Origin of the sequence: Ensifer sp. 4252 (assembly GCF_050434565.1) — a bacterium.
GTDB lineage: Bacteria > Pseudomonadota > Alphaproteobacteria > Rhizobiales > Rhizobiaceae > Ensifer.
Window position 1 is genome coordinate 432,719 of the sequence record NZ_JBNDIU010000002.1, and the last position, 21,369, is coordinate 454,087.

At 62.0% G+C, this 21,369-nt stretch carries 23 protein-coding genes; 8 read left to right on the top strand and 15 right to left on the bottom strand.

Annotated elements, in window-relative coordinates; genetic code table 11:
* The 8 genes from tsaE to chvI form a co-directional block, all read right to left on the bottom strand.
* Positions 1-1,512, bottom strand: coding sequence for a tRNA (adenosine(37)-N6)-threonylcarbamoyltransferase complex ATPase subunit type 1 TsaE (gene tsaE / locus ABIE33_RS08890; protein WP_429123966.1), 1,512 nt, complete (start codon positions 1,510-1,512; stop codon positions 1-3).
* Entirely contained in the window at positions 1,512-3,992 is a 2,481-nt protein-coding gene (locus ABIE33_RS08895) for an ATP-binding protein (protein ID WP_429123967.1), read from the bottom strand. Before ABIE33_RS08895 ends, tsaE begins: the two co-directional genes overlap by 1 nt.
* A gap of 307 nt (positions 3,993-4,299) precedes the next feature.
* Positions 4,300-5,700, bottom strand: a complete 1,401-nt coding sequence (gene ahcY, locus ABIE33_RS08900; protein ID WP_429123969.1) for an adenosylhomocysteinase — start codon at positions 5,698-5,700, stop codon at positions 4,300-4,302.
* 168 nt (positions 5,701-5,868) lie between these two features.
* Positions 5,869-6,162, bottom strand: a complete 294-nt coding sequence (locus tag ABIE33_RS08905) for an HPr family phosphocarrier protein (protein WP_429123971.1) — start codon at positions 6,160-6,162, stop codon at positions 5,869-5,871.
* Positions 6,159-6,560, bottom strand: a complete 402-nt coding sequence (locus ABIE33_RS08910; RefSeq protein WP_077505418.1) for a PTS sugar transporter subunit IIA — start codon at positions 6,558-6,560, stop codon at positions 6,159-6,161. The genes ABIE33_RS08905 and ABIE33_RS08910 overlap by 4 nt, the downstream gene beginning before the upstream one ends.
* 156 nt (positions 6,561-6,716) lie before the next feature.
* The gene (locus ABIE33_RS08915; RefSeq protein ID WP_429123974.1) at positions 6,717-7,172 is read right to left on the bottom strand and encodes an HPr kinase/phosphorylase; all 456 of its coding nucleotides are present in this window, start codon (positions 7,170-7,172) and stop codon (positions 6,717-6,719) included.
* Positions 7,169-8,953, bottom strand: a complete 1,785-nt coding sequence (locus tag ABIE33_RS08920; RefSeq protein ID WP_429123976.1) for a stimulus-sensing domain-containing protein — start codon at positions 8,951-8,953, stop codon at positions 7,169-7,171. Before ABIE33_RS08920 ends, ABIE33_RS08915 begins: the two co-directional genes overlap by 4 nt.
* A 230-nt stretch (positions 8,954-9,183) precedes the next feature.
* Positions 9,184-9,912, bottom strand: a complete 729-nt coding sequence (gene chvI / locus ABIE33_RS08925; protein WP_429124061.1) for a two-component system response regulator ChvI — start codon at positions 9,910-9,912, stop codon at positions 9,184-9,186.
* Positions 9,913-10,241: 329 nt separating this feature from the next.
* Here chvI and ABIE33_RS08930 point away from each other — a divergent pair, with 329 nt between their 5' ends.
* From ABIE33_RS08930 to ABIE33_RS08950, 5 genes are all read left to right on the top strand, one after another.
* The gene (locus ABIE33_RS08930) at positions 10,242-11,852 is read left to right on the top strand and encodes a phosphoenolpyruvate carboxykinase (RefSeq protein WP_429123977.1); all 1,611 of its coding nucleotides are present in this window, start codon (positions 10,242-10,244) and stop codon (positions 11,850-11,852) included.
* A gap of 114 nt (positions 11,853-11,966) precedes the next feature.
* A complete protein-coding gene (arfB, locus tag ABIE33_RS08935; RefSeq protein WP_429123979.1) occupies positions 11,967-12,401 on the top strand; it encodes an alternative ribosome rescue aminoacyl-tRNA hydrolase ArfB in 435 nt (144 codons plus the stop codon).
* 92 nt (positions 12,402-12,493) lie between these two features.
* Positions 12,494-12,967: a peptidoglycan-binding protein LysM gene (lysM, locus tag ABIE33_RS08940; protein ID WP_429123981.1), complete on the top strand. Its 474-nt coding sequence runs from the start codon at positions 12,494-12,496 to the stop codon at positions 12,965-12,967.
* A complete protein-coding gene (locus tag ABIE33_RS08945) occupies positions 12,964-13,413 on the top strand; it encodes a hypothetical protein (protein WP_429123983.1) in 450 nt (149 codons plus the stop codon). The genes lysM and ABIE33_RS08945 overlap by 4 nt, the downstream gene beginning before the upstream one ends.
* 10 nt (positions 13,414-13,423) lie before the next feature.
* Entirely contained in the window at positions 13,424-14,035 is a 612-nt protein-coding gene (locus tag ABIE33_RS08950) for an alpha-ketoglutarate-dependent dioxygenase AlkB (protein ID WP_429123985.1), read from the top strand.
* Positions 14,036-14,118: 83 nt separating this feature from the next.
* On the opposite strand, the gene coaA is transcribed toward ABIE33_RS08950, so the two are convergent.
* The 7 genes from coaA to hisB are packed head-to-tail and all read right to left on the bottom strand — an operon-like array spanning position 14,119 to position 18,755.
* Positions 14,119-15,114, bottom strand: coding sequence for a type I pantothenate kinase (coaA, locus tag ABIE33_RS08955; RefSeq protein ID WP_429123987.1), 996 nt, complete (start codon positions 15,112-15,114; stop codon positions 14,119-14,121).
* A complete protein-coding gene (locus tag ABIE33_RS08960; protein ID WP_077505435.1) occupies positions 15,111-15,434 on the bottom strand; it encodes a phosphoribosyl-ATP diphosphatase in 324 nt (107 codons plus the stop codon). Before ABIE33_RS08960 ends, coaA begins: the two co-directional genes overlap by 4 nt.
* Before the next feature lie 17 nt (positions 15,435-15,451).
* Positions 15,452-16,228: an imidazole glycerol phosphate synthase subunit HisF gene (gene hisF / locus ABIE33_RS08965; RefSeq protein ID WP_025425354.1), complete on the bottom strand. Its 777-nt coding sequence runs from the start codon at positions 16,226-16,228 to the stop codon at positions 15,452-15,454.
* Between the two features lie 4 nt (positions 16,229-16,232).
* On the bottom strand, positions 16,233-16,970 hold the full coding sequence (gene hisA, locus ABIE33_RS08970; RefSeq protein WP_429123990.1) for a 1-(5-phosphoribosyl)-5-[(5-phosphoribosylamino)methylideneamino]imidazole-4-carboxamide isomerase: 738 nt from the start codon (positions 16,968-16,970) through the stop codon (positions 16,233-16,235).
* Between the two features lie 31 nt (positions 16,971-17,001).
* On the bottom strand, positions 17,002-17,652 hold the full coding sequence (gene hisH / locus ABIE33_RS08975) for an imidazole glycerol phosphate synthase subunit HisH (protein WP_429123992.1): 651 nt from the start codon (positions 17,650-17,652) through the stop codon (positions 17,002-17,004).
* A complete protein-coding gene (locus ABIE33_RS08980; RefSeq protein WP_429123994.1) occupies positions 17,652-18,122 on the bottom strand; it encodes a DUF2628 domain-containing protein in 471 nt (156 codons plus the stop codon). Before ABIE33_RS08980 ends, hisH begins: the two co-directional genes overlap by 1 nt.
* A 24-nt stretch (positions 18,123-18,146) precedes the next feature.
* Positions 18,147-18,755: an imidazoleglycerol-phosphate dehydratase HisB gene (hisB, locus tag ABIE33_RS08985; RefSeq protein WP_429123996.1), complete on the bottom strand. Its 609-nt coding sequence runs from the start codon at positions 18,753-18,755 to the stop codon at positions 18,147-18,149.
* A gap of 224 nt (positions 18,756-18,979) precedes the next feature.
* Here hisB and hslV point away from each other — a divergent pair, with 224 nt between their 5' ends.
* Genes hslV through hslU form a run of 3 tightly spaced genes read left to right on the top strand, consistent with a single transcriptional unit; the run spans position 18,980 to position 21,349 of the window.
* The gene (gene hslV, locus ABIE33_RS08990; RefSeq protein ID WP_429123998.1) at positions 18,980-19,537 is read left to right on the top strand and encodes an ATP-dependent protease subunit HslV; all 558 of its coding nucleotides are present in this window, start codon (positions 18,980-18,982) and stop codon (positions 19,535-19,537) included.
* Positions 19,527-20,048: a GNAT family N-acetyltransferase gene (locus tag ABIE33_RS08995; RefSeq protein WP_429124000.1), complete on the top strand. Its 522-nt coding sequence runs from the start codon at positions 19,527-19,529 to the stop codon at positions 20,046-20,048. Before hslV ends, ABIE33_RS08995 begins: the two co-directional genes overlap by 11 nt.
* Positions 20,045-21,349 carry an ATP-dependent protease ATPase subunit HslU gene (hslU, locus tag ABIE33_RS09000; protein WP_429124002.1) on the top strand — a complete coding sequence of 435 codons (1,305 nt, stop codon included), beginning with the start codon at positions 20,045-20,047 and terminating at the stop codon, positions 21,347-21,349. Before ABIE33_RS08995 ends, hslU begins: the two co-directional genes overlap by 4 nt.
* The last annotated feature ends 20 nt before the right edge of the window (positions 21,350-21,369 follow it).

Sequence of the window (21,369 nt, forward strand, 5' to 3'; positions counted from 1 at the left end):
TCAGTTCGCTGATTCGGGAACGATGATTCCCGTCTTCATACACCAGTCGCGCAAGGGTTTCAGCGCTTCGTGCATGAGGGCGACTTCGAGATAGGCGAAAGTGCGCGGTATATGCTTCATGTAGCCGGGTTTGCCGTCCCGCTGCATCAGCCGCACCCAGATGCCGACGAGCTTGCAGTTGCGCTGGGCCGACATCAGATGCCAGTCGCGAAGGAACAGCGCCTCGTCGAACGGACCGGTCGCACGGCGATCCACGAGATAGGCGTTCATCAATCGGCCCGCCAGCGCCGGTTCGATCGTCACCCGGGCGTCCTGAGCCAGCGACGCCACGTCATAGGCCGTCGGTCCGATCATCGCATCCTGAAAGTCGATCAGGCCGACACGCTGGAGACCGTCGTGTTCCGGACGCCAGATGATGTTCGGGGAATGAAAGTCACGCAGCAGCAGGTTTTTTTCGGACGCCGCGATGAGGTCGATGAGGTCGTCCCAGATCGCGGCGTATTCCTGCTTTTCCTGTTCCGTCGCCGGTTCGCCGCGTTTCCACGGCAGGTACCAGTCGGTGAGCAGCCGGGTCTCGATCTTCATCGCTGTCCGGTCGAAATCAGGAATATGGTGCTTGACGCCACCAGACAGAACGATGTCACGCCTGGCCGGCGTGGCGTGAAGCCTGGCGAGCAACCGCGCGCTTTCGACGTAGCGCACCTCGATCGGCGTTCCGGCCTCGTCAAGGACGCCTTCGGAACCGAGGTCCTCGATCAGCAGAATTCCCTGGTCCAGGTCGCGCGCGTAGATCGCAGGCGCTGCAAATCCCCGTTCTCTCAGGAGTTCGTCAATGGCGACGAAGGGGATCACATCCTCGGCGAGATGCGCCAGTTGCTGATAGTACTTGCCGTCCTGAAGGATTGGGCCGGGCTTATGCCGTGCGGCATCCATCAGGATCCTGGCTGGGAGACCGTCTCGGCCGTCGATCCGTTCGTATGCCCGCACCGAGGCATCGCCGCTCAGGTGACGTCGGCGCGCGTCCGCAAAACCGTTGCGTGCGAGGAAGTCGCGGATCGCCAGCGAGCGGGCAATGCGTTGTAGAGCATCCTCGGGGCCGGCGATGCTGACCGTCCGTCCGGCGGCCTCGTGGGTGATCGACAGCACGATCCTGCCTGCGGGCAAGGCCTCGTCGGCTCTTTCCGGCCATTCGACAAGACAGACGCCGAGAGACAGCGCTTCATCGAAGCCGAGCTCGTCGAGTTCGCTGGCATCGGCGAGGCGATAGAGATCGAAATGCGCCACGGGGAGGCGCAGGTCGTAGCTTTGCACCAGCGTAAATGTCGGGCTCGGCACTTCCAGGCCGTCATCATCGGCAACGGCGCGCAGGAAGGCGCGCGCCAGTGTCGACTTGCCGGCGCCAAGATCACCCGACAGGGCCAGGCAGTCGCCGACCTTCAGCGCCAGAGCCAGGTCTTCGCCGAACTGGATCGTGGCTGCCTCGTCCTTCAGGAAGCGCGCAATCGGCTGCATTATTCCGCCGCGACGATCTTCGGGACCTCTGCCGAAGGAATGCGGCAGCTGACTTCAGTGCCTTCGCCCTCGCGGCTGCGGATCGATACGGTGCCGTGGTGAAGGCTGACGAAGCTCTCGACGATCGACAGGCCGAGGCCGGCGCCGCCGCGCTGGCCATGGCTTTCGAAGCGGTTGAACACCGTATCGAGCACATCCTGGGGAATGCCCGGACCGCTGTCCGAAACGGAGAAAACGAAATCTCCGCCCTCGCGCCGGGAGGCAAGCTCGATGACGCTGCCGTCAGGCGCAAAGTTGGCAGCGTTGGTCAAGAGCTTGATGAAGATCTGCTTCAGCCGCTGCTGATCCGCGACCATGCGTCCGAGGTTGTCGGGTGCCGCAACGCGCAGCGTGACGCCGCACTCGACCAGCCGGTCGGCCATCTGATGGGTGATGTCGTCGAGGAAATCGGTGAGATTGATCTCCGACATGTCGAGCTCGACGATGCCGGCATCGACGGTGGCGAGGTCGAGAATGTCGTTGACGATGGTCAAAAGCAGCGACGAGGACGTGGCGATATGGTCGACATATTCCGCCTGACGATCGTTGAGGTCGCCAAAAGCCGGCGTCTTCAAAAGGTCGGAAAAGCCGATGATGTTGGTCAGCGGCGAGCGCAGCTCGTAGGACACGTGATGAACGAAGTCGTTCTTCAGCGCATCCGCCTTGCGCAGCGCATCGTTCTTTTCGGTCAAGGCGCGCTCGACCCGCACGCTGTCGGTGATGTTGACGAAGGTCAGCATCGTCTGGGCATTCGGCAGCGGAATGACGGCGAAGTCGAGGATCAGGCCGGTTCTGAGTTCAAGAATGCCACGGCTCGAGGGTCGTTCGTCGTCGAAGCTGGTGATGATATGGGAGAACCGCTTCCAGCCATCAGGCTGGTCGTAGGACATGAGGCAGGCCTGCTCGATCGCGCGGATATGGGTGCCCGGCTTCGCCTCGGTCTCGTTGATGCCCCAGATCGCGCGGAAGGCCGGGTTGGAAAGCCGGATGCGGCCATCGGGACCAAACACCGCAACGCCTTCGGCGAGATGGTCGATGGTTTCGCCCTGGACCTGAACCAGCGTGTTGTAGCGGGTTTCGAGATCGACCTTCTCGGTCAGGTTCTCGAACACCCAGGTAACGCCGCCTTGCGGCCGTGCCGTAGCGAATACCCGTAGCGTCTGGCCGTTCGGCAGGTGCCAGAGGTCGGATTGGGTATCGAGCGCCTGGTAGACGGAAAGCGCGTTCGCCTTCCACTGTTTCCAGTTGAGCTGCTCGGGCAACTGTCCGCCCGAGCGCAGGCGGTCGAGCACTTCGCCATTGTCAGGCTTACGCTCGAGGAAGCCCATATCGAGGTTCCAGAGACGCTGGAAGGCCTGGTTGTAGAATTGCAGGCGCTGATTGCCATCGAAGATGGCGACCGGGGTCGCAAGATGATCAAGCGTTTCCGCGTGGCTCTTGAGCGTGCGATTGAGTTCTTCCCGCACAGCCTCGACGCCGGAGACGTCGATGGCAATGCCAGTCGTTCCGGCCGGGCTGCGGGCGTCGACGACGTCGAAGAATGTGCGGTTGCCCTTGACCACGGTCGAAAGCTTGTCGCGGAACGGCGTGTCGAAGGTCGAGACGGCGCGGATCTTTTCGCGCGCCACAGTCGCCAGCAGTTCACGGCCCTCGGCGATGGCCGCAGCGACGTTGGGTGCTTCCACGGCGTCGGCATAGGCCTCATTGACCCAGCTCAGGGCCCCATCGGTGCCACGCTGCCAGACCGGAAGGTCGATCGCGTCGAGCAGGGTGCGGAAGGACGTCAGCGAGTTGTTGAGGCGATCACGCTCAAGCTTCAGTTCGGCCAGTTCCGCCCGCATGTTGTTGAGCGCGATGAAGCGCACGAAAGCGCGTCCGCCGGAAACGCGGCCCTGTGCCTCCAGGACTTCGTTGCGCGTCGTTTCGAGCACCAGATCGAAGCTGCGCGCCTGGGTGCGCAGGGCGTCGATCGCCTTTTCCAGTTCGCTGGCAGAATTCCCCTTGATCCAGCGTCCAAACGCCAGGAACTCGCGGTCGTCTGCCGGCGCACCGGTTTCTACCGGCAACTGGCCGAGCAGTTCGGCTCGCTCGGCAAGCCCGTCCCAGATGACGATGCGACGGTTCTTGTCGGCAATGAGCGCCTGGAAGCGCGAGAGGCGCTGATTGGCGTCCGAAAGGTCGGACCGCAATTCGCGGTTTTCAGCCTCGATATTGCCGCGCTGGCGGATCAGCCAGATTGCCGAGATCATCGCCGCGGAAATGACGCCGATGAGGACGGAGAAGGTGATGACCTCCGACGAGCCGAAGATATTCGCCTTCTGCGCCGAGACCTGGGCGACCGCATCCGTCGCGGCGAAAAGCGCCGTGCAGGCCATGAGGCGGCGAAGGAGTACCGGACCCTTGCGGCGACCGCCCGATGAGGTTTCTTGTGCTGTTGTCATGGCGCTGCCGTCCCCGTCTGCCCGAAGGGTGCTGCCGGCCCTGTAGTGCCATACGCAGTTCCGGCGATACCCGGTTCAAGGGTTCGCGTCAGTTCTGATTGCATCCCCGGTCTGTCTCCGTCTGTTTGCCGCTTGCCGACAAGACATCCCACTCGCAAATGCCCGAAGGTCCGCACCGGCATCACGAATCAATGGGTTAGAGCATACTTCGTTGACGAATCGCCGGGAAGGGAGCCGCCCAAAAAAGAGGCCGCGCTCTCTTGTCAAGAACGCGGCCACAACATGTTGTGGATTGCCCGGGTAAGGATTAGTACCGGTAGTGTTCGGCCTTGAACGGACCCTGCTGGCCGACGCCGATGTAGTCAGCCTGTTCCTGCGACAGCTCGGAGAGCTTGGCGCCGAGCTTGTTCAGATGCAGGCGAGCAACCTTCTCGTCGAGCGCCTTCGGCAGAACGTAGACCTCGTTCTTGTAGTTCTCGCCCTTGGTGAAGAGCTCGATCTGGGCCAGCACCTGGTTGGAGAACGAGGCGGACATCACGAAGGACGGGTGGCCGGTGGCGTTGCCGAGGTTCAAGAGGCGACCCTCCGACAGCAGGATCATGCGGTTGCCCTTGGGGAACTCGATCATGTCGACCTGCGGCTTGATGTTCGTCCACTTCAGGTTACGCAGGGCGGAGACCTGAATTTCATTGTCGAAGTGGCCGATATTGCCGACGATCGCCATGTCCTTCATTTCGCGCATGTGGTCCATGCGGATGACGTCCTTGTTGCCGGTCGTCGTGATGAAAATGTCGGCCGACGAAACAACGTCTTCGAGCTGGACGACTTCGAAACCGTCCATGGCGGCCTGCAGCGCGCAGATCGGGTCGATTTCCGTCACCTTGACGCGGGCGCCAGCGCCCGAGAGCGAAGCAGCCGAACCCTTGCCGACGTCGCCGTAGCCGCAGACGACGGCGACCTTGCCGGCCATCATCACGTCGGTGCCGCGGCGGATGCCGTCAACCAGCGATTCCTTGCAGCCGTACTTGTTGTCGAACTTCGACTTGGTGACGGAATCGTTGACGTTGATTGCCGGGAACGGCAGCAGGCCCTTGGCCTGGAGCTGGTACAGACGGTTGACGCCTGTCGTCGTTTCCTCGGTCACGCCCTTGATGGCGTCGCGCTGCTTGGTGAACCAGCCCGGCGAAGCCTGGAGGCGCTTCTTGATCTGCGCGAACAGGATCTCTTCTTCTTCCGCACCCGGGTTGGAGAGAACGTCTTCGCCAGCTTCGGCGCGGGCGCCGAGCAGGATGTACATGGTCGCGTCGCCACCGTCGTCCAAGATCATGTTCGAGACGCCGCCGTCGGTCCACTGGAAGATCTTGTCCGTATAGGTCCAGTATTCTTCAAGCGTTTCGCCCTTGACGGCGAAGACCGGGATGCCGCTTGCAGCGATCGCTGCGGCTGCGTGGTCCTGGGTCGAGAAGATATTGCACGAGGCCCAGCGGATGTCAGCGCCGAGAGCCGCGAGCGTCTCGATCAGCACGGCCGTCTGGATGGTCATGTGCAGCGAACCGGTGATCCGCGCGCCCTTCAGCGGCTTGGAGGCGCCAAACTCTTCGCGGCAGGCCATCAGGCCCGGCATCTCGGTTTCGGCGATCGTAATTTCCTTGCGTCCGAAATCGGCAAGACCAATGTCGGCGACGATGTAATCCTGAGTGGTGGTCATGAAATTCTCCAGGCTGATCTCTTCAAGCCGCTCTGGCCCTCTGGCCATCCGGCGGCACGACTATGCCTCCCGCGCATACCATCGCGGTGAGAGTGCGACCGATCTATCAGGAATCCTGGGGCAGGGCAACCTCGATATAAAGAAGTCTTTATATCTTTATATTGTCGGTTACGTTTCTTCGCCGAACTTGTCGCGCACCAGCGCGTCGAGCGCATTCAGCGCTTCTTCGGCCTGCGCACCGCTGGCGGTGACGCAAACGCTTGAGCCGGTGCTGGCGGCCAGCATCATCAGGCCCATGATGGAGGTGCCGCCGACGGTGCTGCCGTCCTTCGACACCGTGATTTCGGCATCGTAGGCCTCGACCGTTTGCACGAACTTCGCCGAAGCGCGGGCGTGGAGGCCGCGTTTGTTGACGATAAGGAGCTCGCGCGTCAGCAACATGTCGGGGCGGTGGTCCATCATTTTCCACTCAGGACGCGGCTGGCGACGTTGATGTATTTGCGTCCCGCCTCGGAAGCTTCCGCGAGCGCCTTGTCCATGTCGCTTTCGCCGCGCACCCCGGCGAGCTTGATCAGCATCGGCAGATTGACGCCGGCGATGACTTCGACGGTGCCGCTGCGCATGACCGAGATGGCGAGATTGGAAGGCGTGCCGCCGAACATGTCGGTGAGAATGATGACGCCGTGGCCCTCGTCGACATTGGTGACGGCGTCGAGGATATCCTGCCGACGCTGATCCATGTCGTCCTCGGGGCCGATGCAAACGGTCTCGATAGCTTTTTGTGGACCGACAACATGCTCGAGCGCGTGTCGGAATTCCTCAGCCAGCTTGCCATGGGTGACAAGCACAAGTCCGATCATGGGTATCTTTTCTCCGACTGCACGCGCAATTCACTGATGGTCAGATATCGCAATGCAGCAATTTCGTCCACCTGTTGGGGCGGCCATCTTGGCAAGGAAAAGGCGAAGTGCAAGCCAAAAATGCCGAAAAACCAGCCCCGTTGCCTGCAACTATAGCTAAAATCCTAATTTTTCGGGTAGCAGTGCACGCAGGGCAGCAAGCACATGTGCGCCATTTTCAATGGGAACGCGAACAATTGGCAGGCTGCCACCGACGGGTATGAGAAGTCGCTCGTTTTCCGGCGGCAGGCGCGGATCGAATGGTTCACTCACCGGCAGGATGGCCCAATCCATTACCGCTGCAGGCACCGTGTCGAGCTTCGCAATTCCGGCGCCGCGGATCTCTATCAGGCCTTCGATCGCCGCGGGGCAACGGGCGATAATCCGGCCCTTTTCCATTGTCAGGTCGACACGATCGTCGGCGACCAGTGCCGCAAAGTGTCCCATCTGGCGGGCTGCCGAAATGCAGGCGAGCGCCAGCCTTGATTTGCCGATGCCGGAGGGTCCGGTTACCAGAAAACCGGTCGTGCCGAGAACCATTGCCGTGCCGTGAACGTTATGCCCCGGCGTCACGCGTGCGGCTCGGCGGGCAGGGAAAGCACGAAACGGGCGCCGACGATCTGCCCATCCGGACCCATGACGTTTTCGGCCTTCAGCGTGCCGCCATGCGCTTCGGCAATCTGCCGGGAGATCGACAGGCCAAGGCCGGAGTTCTGGCCGAAGTCTTCGCCTTCCGGCCTGTCGGTATAGAAGCGTTCAAAGATCCGGTCGATGTCTTCTGCCTGGATGCCGGGACCGTTATCCTCGACATAGACGAGGCAGCGCGACCGGGAGCGTGTCAGGCGCACGACGATACGGCCGCCCTGTTCGGGCACGAAGGAGCGGGCGTTTTCGATCAGGTTGGTAATGATCTGGCCGATGCGCAATTCGTAACCGTTGATGGCGAAACGCGCCTTGGGGCTGTCCTTGCGGTCGATGACGAAATCCAGCAGCACCGGCTTCTTCTTGCTGCGAATCTGACGGGAGATATCGACGAGGTCGCCGAGCAGTCTTTCAAGGTCGACCACCTTGGCATCGCTGCGCGCCAGTTCGGCGTCGAGCCGCGAGGCGTCGGAGATATCGCTGATCAGGCGGTCGAGGCGACGGACGTCGTGCTGGATGACGTCCATCAGCCGCTTCTTCGATTCGTCGGTGCGGGCAAGTGGCAGGGTTTCGACTGCGCTGCGCAACGAGGTCAGCGGATTCTTCAGCTCATGGCTGACGTCGGCGGCGAAATTCTCGATCGCCGCGATCCGGTCGTAGAGTGCGGTCGTCATCTCGCGCAACGCGACGGAGAGGTTGCCGATCTCGTCCTGGCGCGACGAGAAATCAGGTATTTCCTCGCGCTCCTTGGCGCCACCGCGGCGCACCCGGATGGCGGCGGCCGAAAGGCGCCGCAGCGGATTGGCGATGGTCGAAGACAAGAGCAGCGACAAAATGACGTTGACGAGGGCAGCGACCCCGAACACGCGGATGATGGCGAGGCGCTCGGCATGCACGATCTTGTCGATATCGCCGGCCTGGGTGGACAAGAGCAGCACACCGAGAACGGCGCGGGACCGCTGCACCGGCACGGCGACCGAGACGATGAGCTCGCCCTTTTCGGTCACGCGGCGCACCGCACCACGCACGCCGGTGAGCGCGTTCATGACTTCGGGATAGATCGAGCCGTTGCCACCCGGCGGTTCCTTGTAGAGCGGCAGGTCGCCCGACTGCAGCAGGCGGTTGATCCAGCTTCCGAACTTTTCCTCGATACCGGTGGCTTCGGGGTCGACGGGCGGCAGGTCGAAGCGGAGCACCTGGCCGCCGCTATAGAGGTGGCGCGAATCGAGCAGCAGATCCGCATCGGCGTCGAACAGGCGCGCGCGGGTGCGGGTCGGCGAGATCAGGCGCCGGAGCACCGGAGCCACCCGTTCCTGGATGATCGGAAAATCCAGGTCTTCGTCGCTCGGCAGCGGCGTGATGCTCTGGCCGGCCTGCAGCTCCAGCAGCTTTTCAGGATCGATGGTGATCGAATTGGTGTCGACGGAGGCAGACGCCGAAATGGCGCCGGCGATGATTTCGCCCTGGGTCAGCAGGCTTTCGACGCGGGCGTCGATCAGCCCTTCGCGAAACTGGTTGAGATACATGATCCCGCCGACCAGAACCACGAGCGCCACGAGATTAAAGAAGACGATCCGTCGCGTCAGGCTCGAAAAGACGGCGTTGCCGAACAGGCGGCGAATCAGCGTGAAAGAATAGGCCCAGCGCCGGCCTTTGCGGGCCGATGTCCGTCCGTCAAGTTCATCGACATCGCCTTGCAAGACTTCCACCAAGTCTTTCCGCTCCCGCAGCGGGAGTATCCCCGCCGTATCTTCTGACTGCGACCACGCGTCACCCGGATGTCGGGTTTCGCAGATCCGCCGATGTTTTTTCTGGTCTTCGGTCTCGTGGATCCGATGCCACCGGCCAGGCCAAGCGGCGGGTCAAAGCCTGCCCGCCATCGCGTCGGTTCTGAATGCTCCACAAACGACGCGATGGCAAGTGCTGAGACCCCGGTGTCGCCTCAGGCCATCTCGCGGAAGCGGTAGCCGACGCCGTAAAGCGTCTCGATCATGTCGAAGTCGTTGTCGACCATCTTGAACTTCTTGCGCAGCCGCTTGATGTGGCTGTCGATGGTGCGATCGTCGACATAGACCTGCTCGTCATAGGCGGCGTCCATCAGCGCGTCGCGGCTCTTCACCACGCCCGGGCGCTGGGCGAGAGAGTGAAGAATGAGAAACTCTGTAACCGTAAGCGTGACCGGCTCGTTCTTCCACGTGCAGGTGTGGCGCTCCTGGTCCATGGCCAGTTGCCCGCGCTCCAGCGAGCGCGTAGGCGTGTCGGACGTCTTGGGGGTGCCAGTGGTGCCGCCGGCCGCCGCCGCTTCGCGGTTGGCCGCCCGGCGCAGGATCGCCTTGACGCGCTCGACCAGCAGGCGCTGGGAGAACGGCTTGGTGATGAAATCGTCGGCACCCATCTTCAGGCCGAAGAGTTCGTCGATCTCCTCGTCCTTGGATGTCAGGAAGATCACCGGCAGATCCGACTTCTGACGCAGGCGCCGCAACAGCTCCATGCCGTCCATGCGCGGCATCTTGATGTCGAAGATCGCAAGCTGCGGCGGCCGGGCCAACAGGCCTTCGAGCGCGGAGGCGCCGTCGGTATAGGTCTCGACCTTGTAGCCTTCGGCTTCCAGGGCGATGGATACGGACGTCAGGATATTCCGGTCATCATCGACAAGCGCGATGGTCTGCATCGTGTTCAACTCCGTCATTTGAGGCCGATCGCCGGTTTCGTTTCCGAATCCGCGGCAACCGCGAGTCACGGGTGCGTTACTTGAGTATAAAGGTGGAACAAATTGTGGCGAAGCCCAAAAAGCGCTCACGCGTACACTCTGTCGCCCAGAGGCAGATATGGCGCAGGGAACTCGGATTCAACCGATTAAAAAAACGATAATTTTCTTTAAATCGATTAATATACTGAAATCATTATTCTTTTTTTGACGTCACCTTGTTTTTGAGCGAGCATGCAAGTATGTTCCGGCCAGATTTAACGCCAATGGCCAAACACGAAGGAAGCTTGACCATGGAGCAACTCGGCACTCGCAATGCAGCGAACGGCTTGGAAAAACTCGGCTTTACGGATCTCGACGTGGTCCGCTACAACCTCGAAGCCGCAGAGCTTTACGAAGAAGCCATTCGCCGCGGCGAGGCTCAACTGACGGCGCATGGCGCGATCGTCGCGCGCACCGGTCAGCACACCGGTCGCTCCCCGAAGGACAAGTTCGTCGTTCGTGATGCCTCCACCGACGATCAGATCTGGTGGGACAACAACAAGCCGCTGTCGCCGGAGCATTTCGCCGTGCTGCGCCAGGATATGCTTGATCATGCCAAGGGTATGTCACTCTATGTCCAGGACCTCGTCGGCGGCGCCGACAAGGACAATGCCCTGCCGACCCGTGTCGTCACCGAATTTGCCTGGCATTCGCTGTTCATTCGCAACCTGCTGATCCGTCCGGCGCGCGAGGCACTGACTTCCTTCCTGCCGAAGCTGACGATCATCGACCTGCCGAGCTTCAAGGCCGATCCCGAGCGCCACGGCTGCCGTACGGAAACGGTCATTGCCTGCGATTTCGCCAACGGCCTCATCCTGATCGGCGGCACGTCCTATGCCGGCGAGATGAAGAAGTCGGTGTTCACCGTTCTGAACTATCTGCTGCCGAAGAAGGGCGTCATGCCGATGCACTGCTCGGCCAATGTCGGTCCTGAAGGCGATACCGCCATCTTCTTCGGGCTGTCGGGCACCGGCAAGACCACGCTCTCGGCCGATCCGACCCGCACCCTGATCGGCGACGATGAGCACGGCTGGGGAGATGAGGGCGTCTTCAACTTCGAAGGCGGTTGCTACGCCAAGGCCATCCGGCTTTCCGAAGCGGCCGAGCCGGAAATCTTCGCCACGACCCGCCGCTTTGGCACCGTCATGGAGAACGTCGTTCTCGACGAGCGTCGGGTTCCCGATTTCGACGACGGCTCGCTGACCGAGAACACCCGTTGCGCGTATCCGCTCGATTTCATCCCGAATGCCAGTGAAACCGGCACCGCGCCGCAGCCGCGCACGATCATCATGCTGACCGCCGATGCCTTCGGCGTGATGCCGCCGATCGCCAAGCTGACGCCGGAACAGGCGATGTATCACTTCCTGTCCGGCTATACCGCCAAGGTCGCCGGCACCGAGAAGGGCGTCACCGAGCCGGAAGCCACGTTCTCGACCTGCTTCGGCGCGCCATTCATGCCGCGTCACCCGTCGGAATACGGCAACCTGCTGAAGGACCTGATCGCCAAGAACGGCGTCACCTGCTGGCTGGTCAACACCGGCTGGACCGGCGGTGCCTATGGCGCCGGCAGCCGCATGCCGATCAAGGTGACCCGCGCTCTGCTCGCCGCAGCCCTCGACGGTTCGCTGAACGCCGCCGAACTGCGCACCGACGCGAACTTCGGCTTCGCAGTCCCCGTTTCGGTACCGGGCGTCGACGACGGCATTCTCGATCCGCGCTCGACCTGGGCGGACGGCAACGCCTATGACGCCCAGGCCCGTCGCCTCGTCGATATGTTCATCGCCAACTTCGCCAAGTTCGAAGACCATGTCGATGGCAGCGTCCGCGATGCAGCTCCCGGCACGAAGGTCGCCGCCGAATAAACATTGCCGGCTATGATTCACGTGAAACCCGGTCTTAATGGCCGGGTTTTGCTTTTTGTCGTTGATTGTTTTCAAGCGGTTCGCTCTGTGCGATAGAACGCGCAAGGAGCGATCATGGCCAGCGACCCTTTATACATCAACGAGCAGATCGTTATCGCCGGGTGGGAACTCAGCGAGCAATTCGTGCTGGCCGGCGGACCGGGTGGGCAGAACGTCAACAAGGTATCGACGGCTGTTCAACTGTTCTTCAACGTCCAGGCCTCACCCGCCCTCAGCGATCGCATCAAGGCCAATACCCTGAAGCTCGCCGGTCGCCGCGCCTCGAAAGACGGCGTGCTGATGATCGAGGCCAGTCGCTTTCGCAGCCAGGAACGCAACCGCGAGGATGCCCGCGAACGACTGAAGGAGATGATCCTGAAGGCCGCGGAGCCGCCGCCGCCGCCGCGCAAGAAGACCAAGCCTACACGCGGTTCGATCGAGCGCCGGCTCAAGGAAAAGACCGGCCGCGGCGAGACCAAGAAGTTGCGCGGTCGCCCGACCGGCGAGTGACTTGCGGTTGCGGATTCTTTTCACCGGTCTCTTGTCTTTTGCCGCCAAGCGCCCTCTCTTATCCCGCAGGACTTTTGCAGAAGGAGGGATCCATGGGCCTTTTCAGTTTTATCAAGAACGCCGGCAAGAAGTTGGGCATCGGCGGTGACGACGATGCGCCTGATGCCGACAGCGTCCAGAAGGAGCTCGCTTCGCACGACCTCGGCACCAAGGACGTCCAGGTCGAAGTCGTCAACGACAAGGTGGTGCTGAAGGGTGTCGTCAAGGATCAGACGGCGTTCGAGAAAGCGGTCGTCGCCGTCGGCAACACGCTCGGTGTTTCCGCTGTCGAAGCTTCGGAGCTAAAAGTCGCTGACACCGGTGCAGCGCCTGCGCCCGCCAAGGCCCCCGTTTTCTATACCGTCAAGAAGGGCGACAACCTCTGGAAGATCGCCGAAGCGCAGTATGGCAAGGGCAAGGGCACCAAGCACACGGTCATTTTCGAGGCCAACAAGCCGATGCTGACCCATCCCGACAAGATCTACCCCGGCCAGGTGCTGCGCATTCCGGATCTGGATGCCGCGTGACAGCCTTGTCGATGCGTGCTTTTTCGAGCGTCGTTCTGGTGGTGGCAGGTCTTGGGCTTGCCTCCGCCGGCACCGCGCAAACGCTGCGTGAGCCGGCCAAGGGCAGTTCGGAGCGTGCGGCGATCCTTGATGCCTTGCGGCCTGCCGTCGAGGCAGAGATGCGCGGTTCGGTCGAATTTGTCGTCGCCACGATACGGGCGGCGCCGAACTGGGCCTTTGTGCAGGTCGAGCCGCAACGTCCCGGCGGCGGCGCCATTGATCTCGCGGAGACCGGCTTTCGCGATGAAGCCGACATGATGGATGGTTTGACGGTGTTCGCACTCGTCAGCTTCCAGGGCGGTCGCTGGAACCTGGTGGATCACGTCGTCGGTCCGACAGATGTCGCCTATGCCGGCTGGTCTGAGCGCTACGGCGTTCCGCCAAAGCTGCTCGGGCTTGAGGAGTGAGGGCAACCTCATGCTGGTTCTCCCGAAAGGGATAAAACACATCCCGGGCTTTCTCGATCGCGCCCGCCAGGAGCAGATCGTCGAAGCTATCCGGGGTGTGGTGCTCGAAGCGCCATTGTTCGTGCCGGAAATGCCGAAGACCGGCAAGCCGATGTCGGTGCGCATGACCAATTGCGGGCCGCTCGGCTGGGTGACCGACCGCGAGAAAGGCTATCGCTATCAGCCGCAACATCCCGGAACGGGCAGGCCGTGGCCGCCGATGCCGGAGGTTCTTCTTGAAATCTGGAATGCGGTTTCGGCCAGCGACAAGCAGCCGGAAGCCTGCCTGGTGAATTTCTATTCCGAAGAGGCCCGCATGGGCCTGCACCAGGACCGGGACGAGCGCGATCTGGAAACGGCTGTCGTCTCGATTTCTCTTGGCGATAGCTGCCTGTTTCGGGTCGGCGGCAGCGGGCGAGGCGGCCAGACGGTGTCCTTCAGGCTCGAAAGCGGCGATATCGTCGTGCTCGGCGGCGAGGGGCGCCTGGCTTTCCACGGCGTCGACCGGATCTATCCGAATACATCGACGCTGCTCAAGAACGGCGGCCGGCTCAATCTGACGCTGCGCCGGGTCAATCCTTGAGCCGTGATATGAAGACGCGTTCTGGAATGCGCCTCAAGGTGGCTGACTGAGACCTTCGGCCTTGAGCGACCGGCAAAGAGCGCTCAAAGCTTGCGCAACGCCACCTTCTCGGTGAGGTGGTTGGGGCCCTTCTGCAGGATGAGGTCGGCACGCGGCCGCGTCGGCAGAATGTTCTGGTGCAGGTTCTTCAGGTTGATGTTGTGCCACAGCCCTTCGGCGATCGCACGCGCCGCGTCTTCGCTGATGGTCGCGTAGCGGTGGAAGTAGGATTCCGGGTTCTTGAAGGCTGTTTCCCTGAGCCGCATGAAGCGGTTGACGTACCAGCTGTGGATCAGGCTCTCCTCGGCGTCGATATAGATCGAGAAATCGAAGAAGTCCGACACCATCGGCACGATCTTGCCGTCGGCTGGCAGGTTGCGCGACTGCAGGACGTTGATGCCTTCGAAGATCAGAATGTCGGGCCGGTCGATGATCGTGAACTGATCCGGCAGCACGTCATAGGTCATGTGCGAATAGCTCGGCGCCTTGACATTCGGCTGGCCGGCCTTGATCGCCGACAGGAACCGCAAAAGCGCGCCGAGGTCGTAGCTTTCCGGGAAGCCCTTGCGATCCATCATGTTTTCGCGCTGCAGGAGCGCGTTGGGATAGAGGAAGCCGTCCGTCGTCACCAGATCGACCTTCGGGCTCGACGGCCAGCGCGACAGGAGCTGGGCAAGGATACGCGCCGCGGTCGATTTGCCGACGGCGACCGATCCGGCAATGCCGATGACGAAGGGCGTCTTCGTCTCGCCGGACATGCTGAGGAAACGCTTGCGCTGCTCGAACAGAAGCTGGGACGATTCGACGTGAGCGGAAAGAAGCCGCGACAGCGACAGGTAGATCTGCCTGACTTCGCCGAGGTCCACCGGGTCGTTCAGCGAGCGCAGCCGCTGCACTTCGTCTGCGGTCAGCGTCAGCGGCGTATCCGCGCGAAAGCGCGACCACTCTTCGGCAGAAAACAGGTGATAGGGCGAATAGTCCCGTTTCTGGAGATTGTCCGGGAGGTCGGCCGTTTCGATGTCTTGCGCAGCTAGGGTCATGAATCCTGCCGATTAGCCTTTTCCTGCAGACCGGATTGGCTTGTCCGCCGTGCAAGTTCGTCAAGCACATCCTGCAACGGAATGTCTGCAATTTTCAATACGACCATCAGATGATAGATGAGATCGGCGCTCTCATCGACGAGATTCTGACGGTCGTTACGGATCGCAGCGATCACGGTTTCGACCGCTTCCTCGCCCAGCTTCTTGGCCGCCTTCTGCTGGCCGTGTGCGACCAGCTTTGCCGTCCAGGATTCGTCCGGCGACGCCTTGGCGCGTTCGGCGACGATGGTCTCGAGGTCGGAAAGGGAAAAATCACTCATAACGAAACCCTGAAAACTCAATCGAGACGCATGGCGATGCCATGTTCGGCCATATAGCGCTTGGTTTCGCCAATGCTATAGGTACCGAAGTGGAAGATCGATGCGGCCAGAACCGCTGTCGCATGGCCGTCGCGGATGCCGGCAACCATGTGATCAAGCGTACCTACGCCGCCGGACGCGATAACAGGTGCGCGCACCGCATCGGCGACCGCCCGGGTCAGCGCGATGTCGTAGCCACTCTTCGTTCCGTCGCGGTCCATCGAGGTCAACAGGATTTCGCCGGCGCCGAGATCGACGACGCGCCGGGCAAAGTCGACCGCGTCGATGCCGGTGGTCTGGCGGCCGCCATGGGTGAAGATCTCCCAGCGGTTCTCTTCGCCGTCCTTCGAGACTTTCTTGGCATCGATCGCAACGACGATGCACTGATTGCCGAACTTGTCGGCGGCTTCGGCGACGAATTCCGGGTTCTTCACTGCGGCCGTATTGATCGACACCTTGTCGGCGCCTGCGAGCAGCAGCTTGCGGATATCCGCCACCTGGCGCACGCCACCGCCGACGGTCAGCGGCATGAAACATTGTTCCGCCGTGCGCGCCACCACATCGAAGATGGTTTCGCGATTGTCCGAGGAGGCGGTGATGTCGAGGAAGCAGAGCTCGTCCGCTCCGGCGGCATCATAGGCGCGGGCTGCCTCCACCGGATCACCGGCATCGATCAGGTCGACGAAATTGACGCCCTTGACCACACGACCGTCCTTGACGTCGAGGCAGGGGATAACGCGGGCTTTGAGGGTCATCGGCTCATGCCTTTCTCGTGGCGCGGATCAGCGCCAGAGCTTCCTGCGGGTCGATACGGCCATCATAGAGCGCACGGCCGGAGATGGCGCCTTCGAGCTTTGCCGCATCCGGGGCAATCATGCGCCGGATATCGTCCATTGAGGCGAGACCGCCCGAAGCGATCACCGGGATCGAAACGGCGTCGGCAAGCTCCAGCGTCGAAGGCCAGTTGATCCCCGTGAGAATGCCGTCGCGATCGATGTCGGTATAGATGATCGCCGAAACGCCGGCGCCCTCGAATTTCTTCGCAAGCTCGATCACGCCAAGTTCCGACGCTTCCGCCCAGCCCTCGACCGCGACCTTGCCGCCCTTGGCGTCGATGCCGACGGCGACCTTGCCTGGAAATTTGCGGCAGGCTTCGATGACGAGCGCCGGGTCGCGCACCGCGACGGTGCCGAGGATGACGCGGGCAAGCCCGCGCGACAGCCAGTTCTCGATATGATCCAGCGTGCGGATGCCGCCGCCGAGCTGCACCGGGTTTTTGGTCGACTTCAGGATCGCATCGACGGCTGCACCATTGACGGTCTCGCCGGCAAAGGCGCCGTTGAGATCGACCACATGCAGCCACTCGAAACCCTGCTCCTCGAAGGTGCGCGCCTGGGCGCCCGGATCCGGGTTGTAGACCGTTGCCTGCTCCATGTCGCCGAGCTTCAGGCGCACGCATTGCCCGTCTTTCAGGTCGATAGCGGGGAAAAGGATCATGTATCTATCCGATCAGAGGTCGCCGAAGCCTTCAGGGCTTCCAACGCAGGAAATTCGAGATGAGAGCAAGGCCGAGTGCCTGGCTTTTTTCCGGATGGAACTGCGAGCCGGCCTTGTTGCCATTGGCGACGAAGGCAGTGACAGTGCCACCGTAATCGGCTTCGGCGACGACATCGCCGGCGTTTTCCGCGGCCAGATGATAGGAGTGCACGAAATAGGCGTGCAGGCCGTCGTCACCGGTGCGGATGCCGTCAAACAGCGGATGCTGGCGGGTGAGCCGCAGCGTGTTCCAGCCGATCTGCGGGATTTTTAAGGACGCGTCCGCCGGCTTCATTTCGACGACGTCGCCGGGGATCCAGCCAAAGCCATGGGTCGTGGTCTTTTCCAGGCCGCGTGACGACATCAGTTGCATGCCGACGCAGATGCCGAGAAACGGCCGGCCGGCCTGTTCGACAACCTCGGTCAGCGCCTGCTCCATGCCGTCGACGGCCGCAAGGCCACGACGACAATCGGCATAGGCGCCGACGCCCGGAAGCACGATGCGGTCGGCTGTCGCCACCCGGTCCGGCCTGTCGGTCAGGTCGATCTCGGCGTCGATGCCGGCTTCCCGCGCCGCTCGTTCAAACGCCTTCGTTGCCGAGCGCAGGTTGCCCGATCCGTAGTCGATAATGGCGACGCGCATCAGCGTTCTCCGTAGGATTCAAAAAGCCCAAGACCCGGGCCGGTGTTCGCCTGCGCTTGCCTTGGCCAGTCGACAGCTGGCCGCTCCATCGCCTTTCGGTCGGCTGGGGCCACGTTTGCGAAGTAGATTTCCTCGGCCGTCTCGAGATCACGTGCCGGGACGATGGAGCGCAGCGTCCAGTCGCGCGCGATCAGCCGGCGGACGATGAAGACAGGGCCCTCCAGGGAAACCACTAGTGCGAGCGCCAGATGCAACAGAAGCGCTGTCAGCAGGCCGCCACCGATCGCAGACAGAGAAATTAACAAAATTTGCAGAACAGCAACTAAGATTCCGGTGAGCCACATGCGCTGGGCAAAAAGCCAGAGCGCCGGAAACAGAAAGGCGCCCCAGGAGAAGCCGTCGGCGACGAAACGCGCCCGGTCATCGTCGGCGCGGGCGCCCGGCGGGGTCAGGATCATGTAAGAGGCCATGGTCATCAGCCAGATAATGACCGCTCAGGCAAGCGTACCCTTGGTCGAGGGAACGCGGCCGGCCTGGCGCGGATCGATTTCGGTTGCCGTGCGAAGCACGCGGGCGACGGACTTGAAGCAGGTCTCGGCGATATGATGGTTGTTGGCGCCGTAGATGTTCTGGATATGCAGCGTGATGCCGGCGTTCTGGGCGAGTGCCTGGAAGAATTCGCGCACCAGCTCGGTGTCGAAGGTGCCGATCTTCGGCGACGTGAAGGTGACGTTCCAGACAAGGAACGGCCGGCCGGACACGTCGACTGCTGCCCGCGTCATCGTTTCGTCCATCGCAAGGTCGAGCGAGGCGTAACGGGCAATGCCGCGCCGGTCGCCAAGCGCCTTGGCAATGGCCTGGCCGATGGCGATGCCGGTGTCTTCGATCGTGTGGTGATCGTCGACATGGAGGTCGCCGTCGGTCTTGATCTCCATGTCGATCAGCGAATGTCGGGAAAGCTGGTCCAGCATGTGGTCGAAGAAGCCGACTCCGGTCGCAATCTTCGAGCTTCCGGTTCCATCAATGTTGACGGATACGGACACGGCCGTTTCATTGGTCTTTCGCGAAACTTGGCCGGTGCGGCTGGACGTGGCTTCTGCCATCAGGCTCTCCTGTATGCGCTGGAGCCGCTCCTTATCAGGGGAGGCGGAAAATATCCAGAAGCGTGGGCGAGATTCGAGCGTTTAGGGGAGGTGCCCAATTTACGGTGAACGGCAGGGCTGGCGGCGGATTTGCAATCGCGTAAGCCGCACTTACATAGGCTTCAAGCAACCAGGCTCGTTCGAGCCCCCAACGCCCCTGGTTCTGGGGCCGACAGGTATCTTCAATGAGTGAACACAATCCCTACGGAACGATGCACGCGACCACCATCATCACGGTGCGCAAGGACGGCAAGGTGGTGATGGCCGGCGACGGCCAGGTCAGCCTTGGCCAGACGGTGATGAAGAGCAATGCCCGCAAGGTGCGGCGGCTGGCCAAGGGCGATGTGATCGCCGGCTTTGCCGGGGCGACTGCCGATGCCTTCACGCTTCTGGAGCGGCTCGAAGCCAAGCTCGAGCAATACCCGGACCAGTTAATGCGCGCGGCGGTGGAACTTGCCAAGGACTGGCGCACCAACAAGTATCTGCGCAATCTTGAAGCGATGATGCTGGTGGCCGACAAGTCGATCACGCTGGCGATCACCGGCAATGGCGACGTGCTGGAGCCGGAACACGGAACGATCGCCATCGGCTCGGGCGGCAACTATGCCTTCGCTGCGGCCCGCGCCCTGATGGACAGCAACAAGTCGGCCGAGGAAGTTGCCCGCCGCGCGCTCGAAATCGCAGGCGACATCTGCGTCTATACCAACCACAATATCGTGGTGGAGACGCTGGATGCCAACTGACCAGGCCCATGTCAGCTTCGAACGGGTGGCAGATGGCCACCTGCCGATGCTGCATGCCTGGCTGAGTGAGCCGCATGTGCGGCAATGGTGGGGTGATCCGGACAAGGAAGTCGTGTTGATCCGCGACGGCTGCGCCACGGGCGAGGTGGATGGCTTCATCTTCCACGTCGCCGGCGAGCCAGTGGGCTACATCCAGTCCTGGACACCGTCCGAATATGACGAAGAGCCGTGGGCGAAGGATCTGCCCGGCGATGTTCCCGGCATCGATATCTTCATCGGCCCGCCGGAGATGACCGGAAAAGGCGTGGCGTCGCTGGCCTTACGGGCCTTTGCGCAGACGCTTTTTGCCGCCGGCGCACCACGGATCGTGATCGACCCCGATGCCGGCAACAGAAGGGCCGTCAGGGCCTATGCGAAAGCGGGCTTCGTGCCCTTTGGCGAATGGATAGATGCGTCCGGCCGCACGCTCCTGATGGAGCTGACGCGGACCGAATTTGAGAGGATTACATGAGTACTTTTTCACCCAGAGAAATTGTGTCGGAACTCGACCGTTTCATCATCGGCCAGAACGACGCCAAGCGCGCGGTGGCGATTGCGCTTCGCAACCGGTGGCGGCGCCAGCAGCTCGGCGACGAGCTGCGTGACGAGGTCATGCCGAAGAACATCCTGATGATCGGGCCGACCGGTGTCGGCAAGACGGAAATCTCCCGCCGCCTGGCGAAGCTTGCCGGCGCGCCCTTCGTCAAGGTCGAAGCGACCAAGTTCACCGAAGTCGGTTATGTCGGCCGTGATGTCGAACAGATCATCCGCGACCTCGTCGAGGTCGGCATCGGTCTCGTGCGCGAAAAGCGCCGGGCGGAGGTCAAGGCAAAGGCCCATCAGAACGCCGAGGAACGTGTGCTCGATGCGCTGGTCGGCGCCACGGCGTCACCGGCAACGCGCGATTCCTTCCGCAAGAAGCTGCGCGCCAACGAGCTGGACGACAAGGAGATCGAGGTCGATATCGCCGAGACCGGCGCGCCGGGCGGCTTCGAAATTCCGGGCATGCCGGGCGCCAATATCGGTGTACTCAATCTGTCGGAAATGTTCGGCAAGGCGATGGGCGCACGCACCAAGAAGGTCAAGACGACGGTCAAGGCTTCCTATGAGGTGCTCGTCAACGACGAGTCCGACAAGCTGCTCGACAACGAGCAGATCCAGCGCGAGGCGGTGAGGGCGGTCGAGGACGACGGCATCGTCTTCCTCGACGAGATCGACAAGATCGCATCGCGTGAAGGCGGCATGGGCGCCGGCGTGTCGCGCGAAGGCGTTCAGCGCGATCTGTTGCCGCTGGTCGAAGGCACGACGGTTGCGACCAAGTACGGACCGGTGAAGACCGATCACATTCTCTTCATCGCTTCGGGCGCGTTCCATGTGTCGAAACCTTCCGATCTTCTGCCCGAATTGCAGGGCCGACTGCCGATCCGCGTCGAACTGCGCGCCCTGACCAAGGAAGACTTCCGCCGCATCCTGACGGAGACCGAGGCAAGCCTCATCCGCCAGTACAAGGCGCTGCTTGAGACGGAAGAGGTGAAGCTCGACTTCACCGACGATGCGATCGATGCGCTTGCCGATGTGGCAGTCCAGCTCAACTCGAGCGTCGAGAACATCGGCGCCCGGCGCCTGCAGACGGTGATGGAGCGTGTGCTGGACGAAATCTCGTTCAATGCGCCGGACAGCGCCGGCCATGCGATCACGATCGATGCCGAATATGTGCGCAAGCATGTCGGCGATCTCGCCGCCAACACCGACCTGTCGCGTTACATCCTGTAACGTATAGGTTGTGGCAACAC

Excerpts from the sequence above, each read along its gene's own strand:
- tsaE (WP_429123966.1), bottom strand. The coding sequence starts at position 1,512 with ATGCAGCCGATTGCGCGCTTCCTGAAGGACGAGGCAGCCACGATCCAG.
- ABIE33_RS08895 (WP_429123967.1), bottom strand. The coding sequence starts at position 3,992 with ATGACAACAGCACAAGAAACCTCATCGGGCGGTCGCCGCAAGGGTCCG.
- ahcY (WP_429123969.1), bottom strand. The coding sequence starts at position 5,700 with ATGACCACCACTCAGGATTACATCGTCGCCGACATTGGTCTTGCCGAT.
- ABIE33_RS08905 (WP_429123971.1), bottom strand. The coding sequence starts at position 6,162 with ATGATGGACCACCGCCCCGACATGTTGCTGACGCGCGAGCTCCTTATC.
- ABIE33_RS08910 (WP_077505418.1), bottom strand. The coding sequence starts at position 6,560 with ATGATCGGACTTGTGCTTGTCACCCATGGCAAGCTGGCTGAGGAATTC.
- chvI (WP_429124061.1), bottom strand. The coding sequence starts at position 9,912 with ATGCAGACCATCGCGCTTGTCGATGATGACCGGAATATCCTGACGTCC.
- ABIE33_RS08930 (WP_429123977.1), top strand. The coding sequence starts at position 10,242 with ATGGAGCAACTCGGCACTCGCAATGCAGCGAACGGCTTGGAAAAACTC.
- arfB (WP_429123979.1), top strand. The coding sequence starts at position 11,967 with ATGGCCAGCGACCCTTTATACATCAACGAGCAGATCGTTATCGCCGGG.
- lysM (WP_429123981.1), top strand. The coding sequence starts at position 12,494 with ATGGGCCTTTTCAGTTTTATCAAGAACGCCGGCAAGAAGTTGGGCATC.
- ABIE33_RS08950 (WP_429123985.1), top strand. The coding sequence starts at position 13,424 with ATGCTGGTTCTCCCGAAAGGGATAAAACACATCCCGGGCTTTCTCGAT.
- coaA (WP_429123987.1), bottom strand. The coding sequence starts at position 15,114 with ATGACCCTAGCTGCGCAAGACATCGAAACGGCCGACCTCCCGGACAAT.
- ABIE33_RS08960 (WP_077505435.1), bottom strand. The coding sequence starts at position 15,434 with ATGAGTGATTTTTCCCTTTCCGACCTCGAGACCATCGTCGCCGAACGC.
- hisF (WP_025425354.1), bottom strand. The coding sequence starts at position 16,228 with ATGACCCTCAAAGCCCGCGTTATCCCCTGCCTCGACGTCAAGGACGGT.
- hisA (WP_429123990.1), bottom strand. The coding sequence starts at position 16,970 with ATGATCCTTTTCCCCGCTATCGACCTGAAAGACGGGCAATGCGTGCGC.
- hisH (WP_429123992.1), bottom strand. The coding sequence starts at position 17,652 with ATGCGCGTCGCCATTATCGACTACGGATCGGGCAACCTGCGCTCGGCA.
- ABIE33_RS08980 (WP_429123994.1), bottom strand. The coding sequence starts at position 18,122 with ATGGCCTCTTACATGATCCTGACCCCGCCGGGCGCCCGCGCCGACGAT.
- hisB (WP_429123996.1), bottom strand. The coding sequence starts at position 18,755 with ATGGCAGAAGCCACGTCCAGCCGCACCGGCCAAGTTTCGCGAAAGACC.
- hslV (WP_429123998.1), top strand. The coding sequence starts at position 18,980 with ATGAGTGAACACAATCCCTACGGAACGATGCACGCGACCACCATCATC.
- ABIE33_RS08995 (WP_429124000.1), top strand. The coding sequence starts at position 19,527 with ATGCCAACTGACCAGGCCCATGTCAGCTTCGAACGGGTGGCAGATGGC.
- hslU (WP_429124002.1), top strand. The coding sequence starts at position 20,045 with ATGAGTACTTTTTCACCCAGAGAAATTGTGTCGGAACTCGACCGTTTC.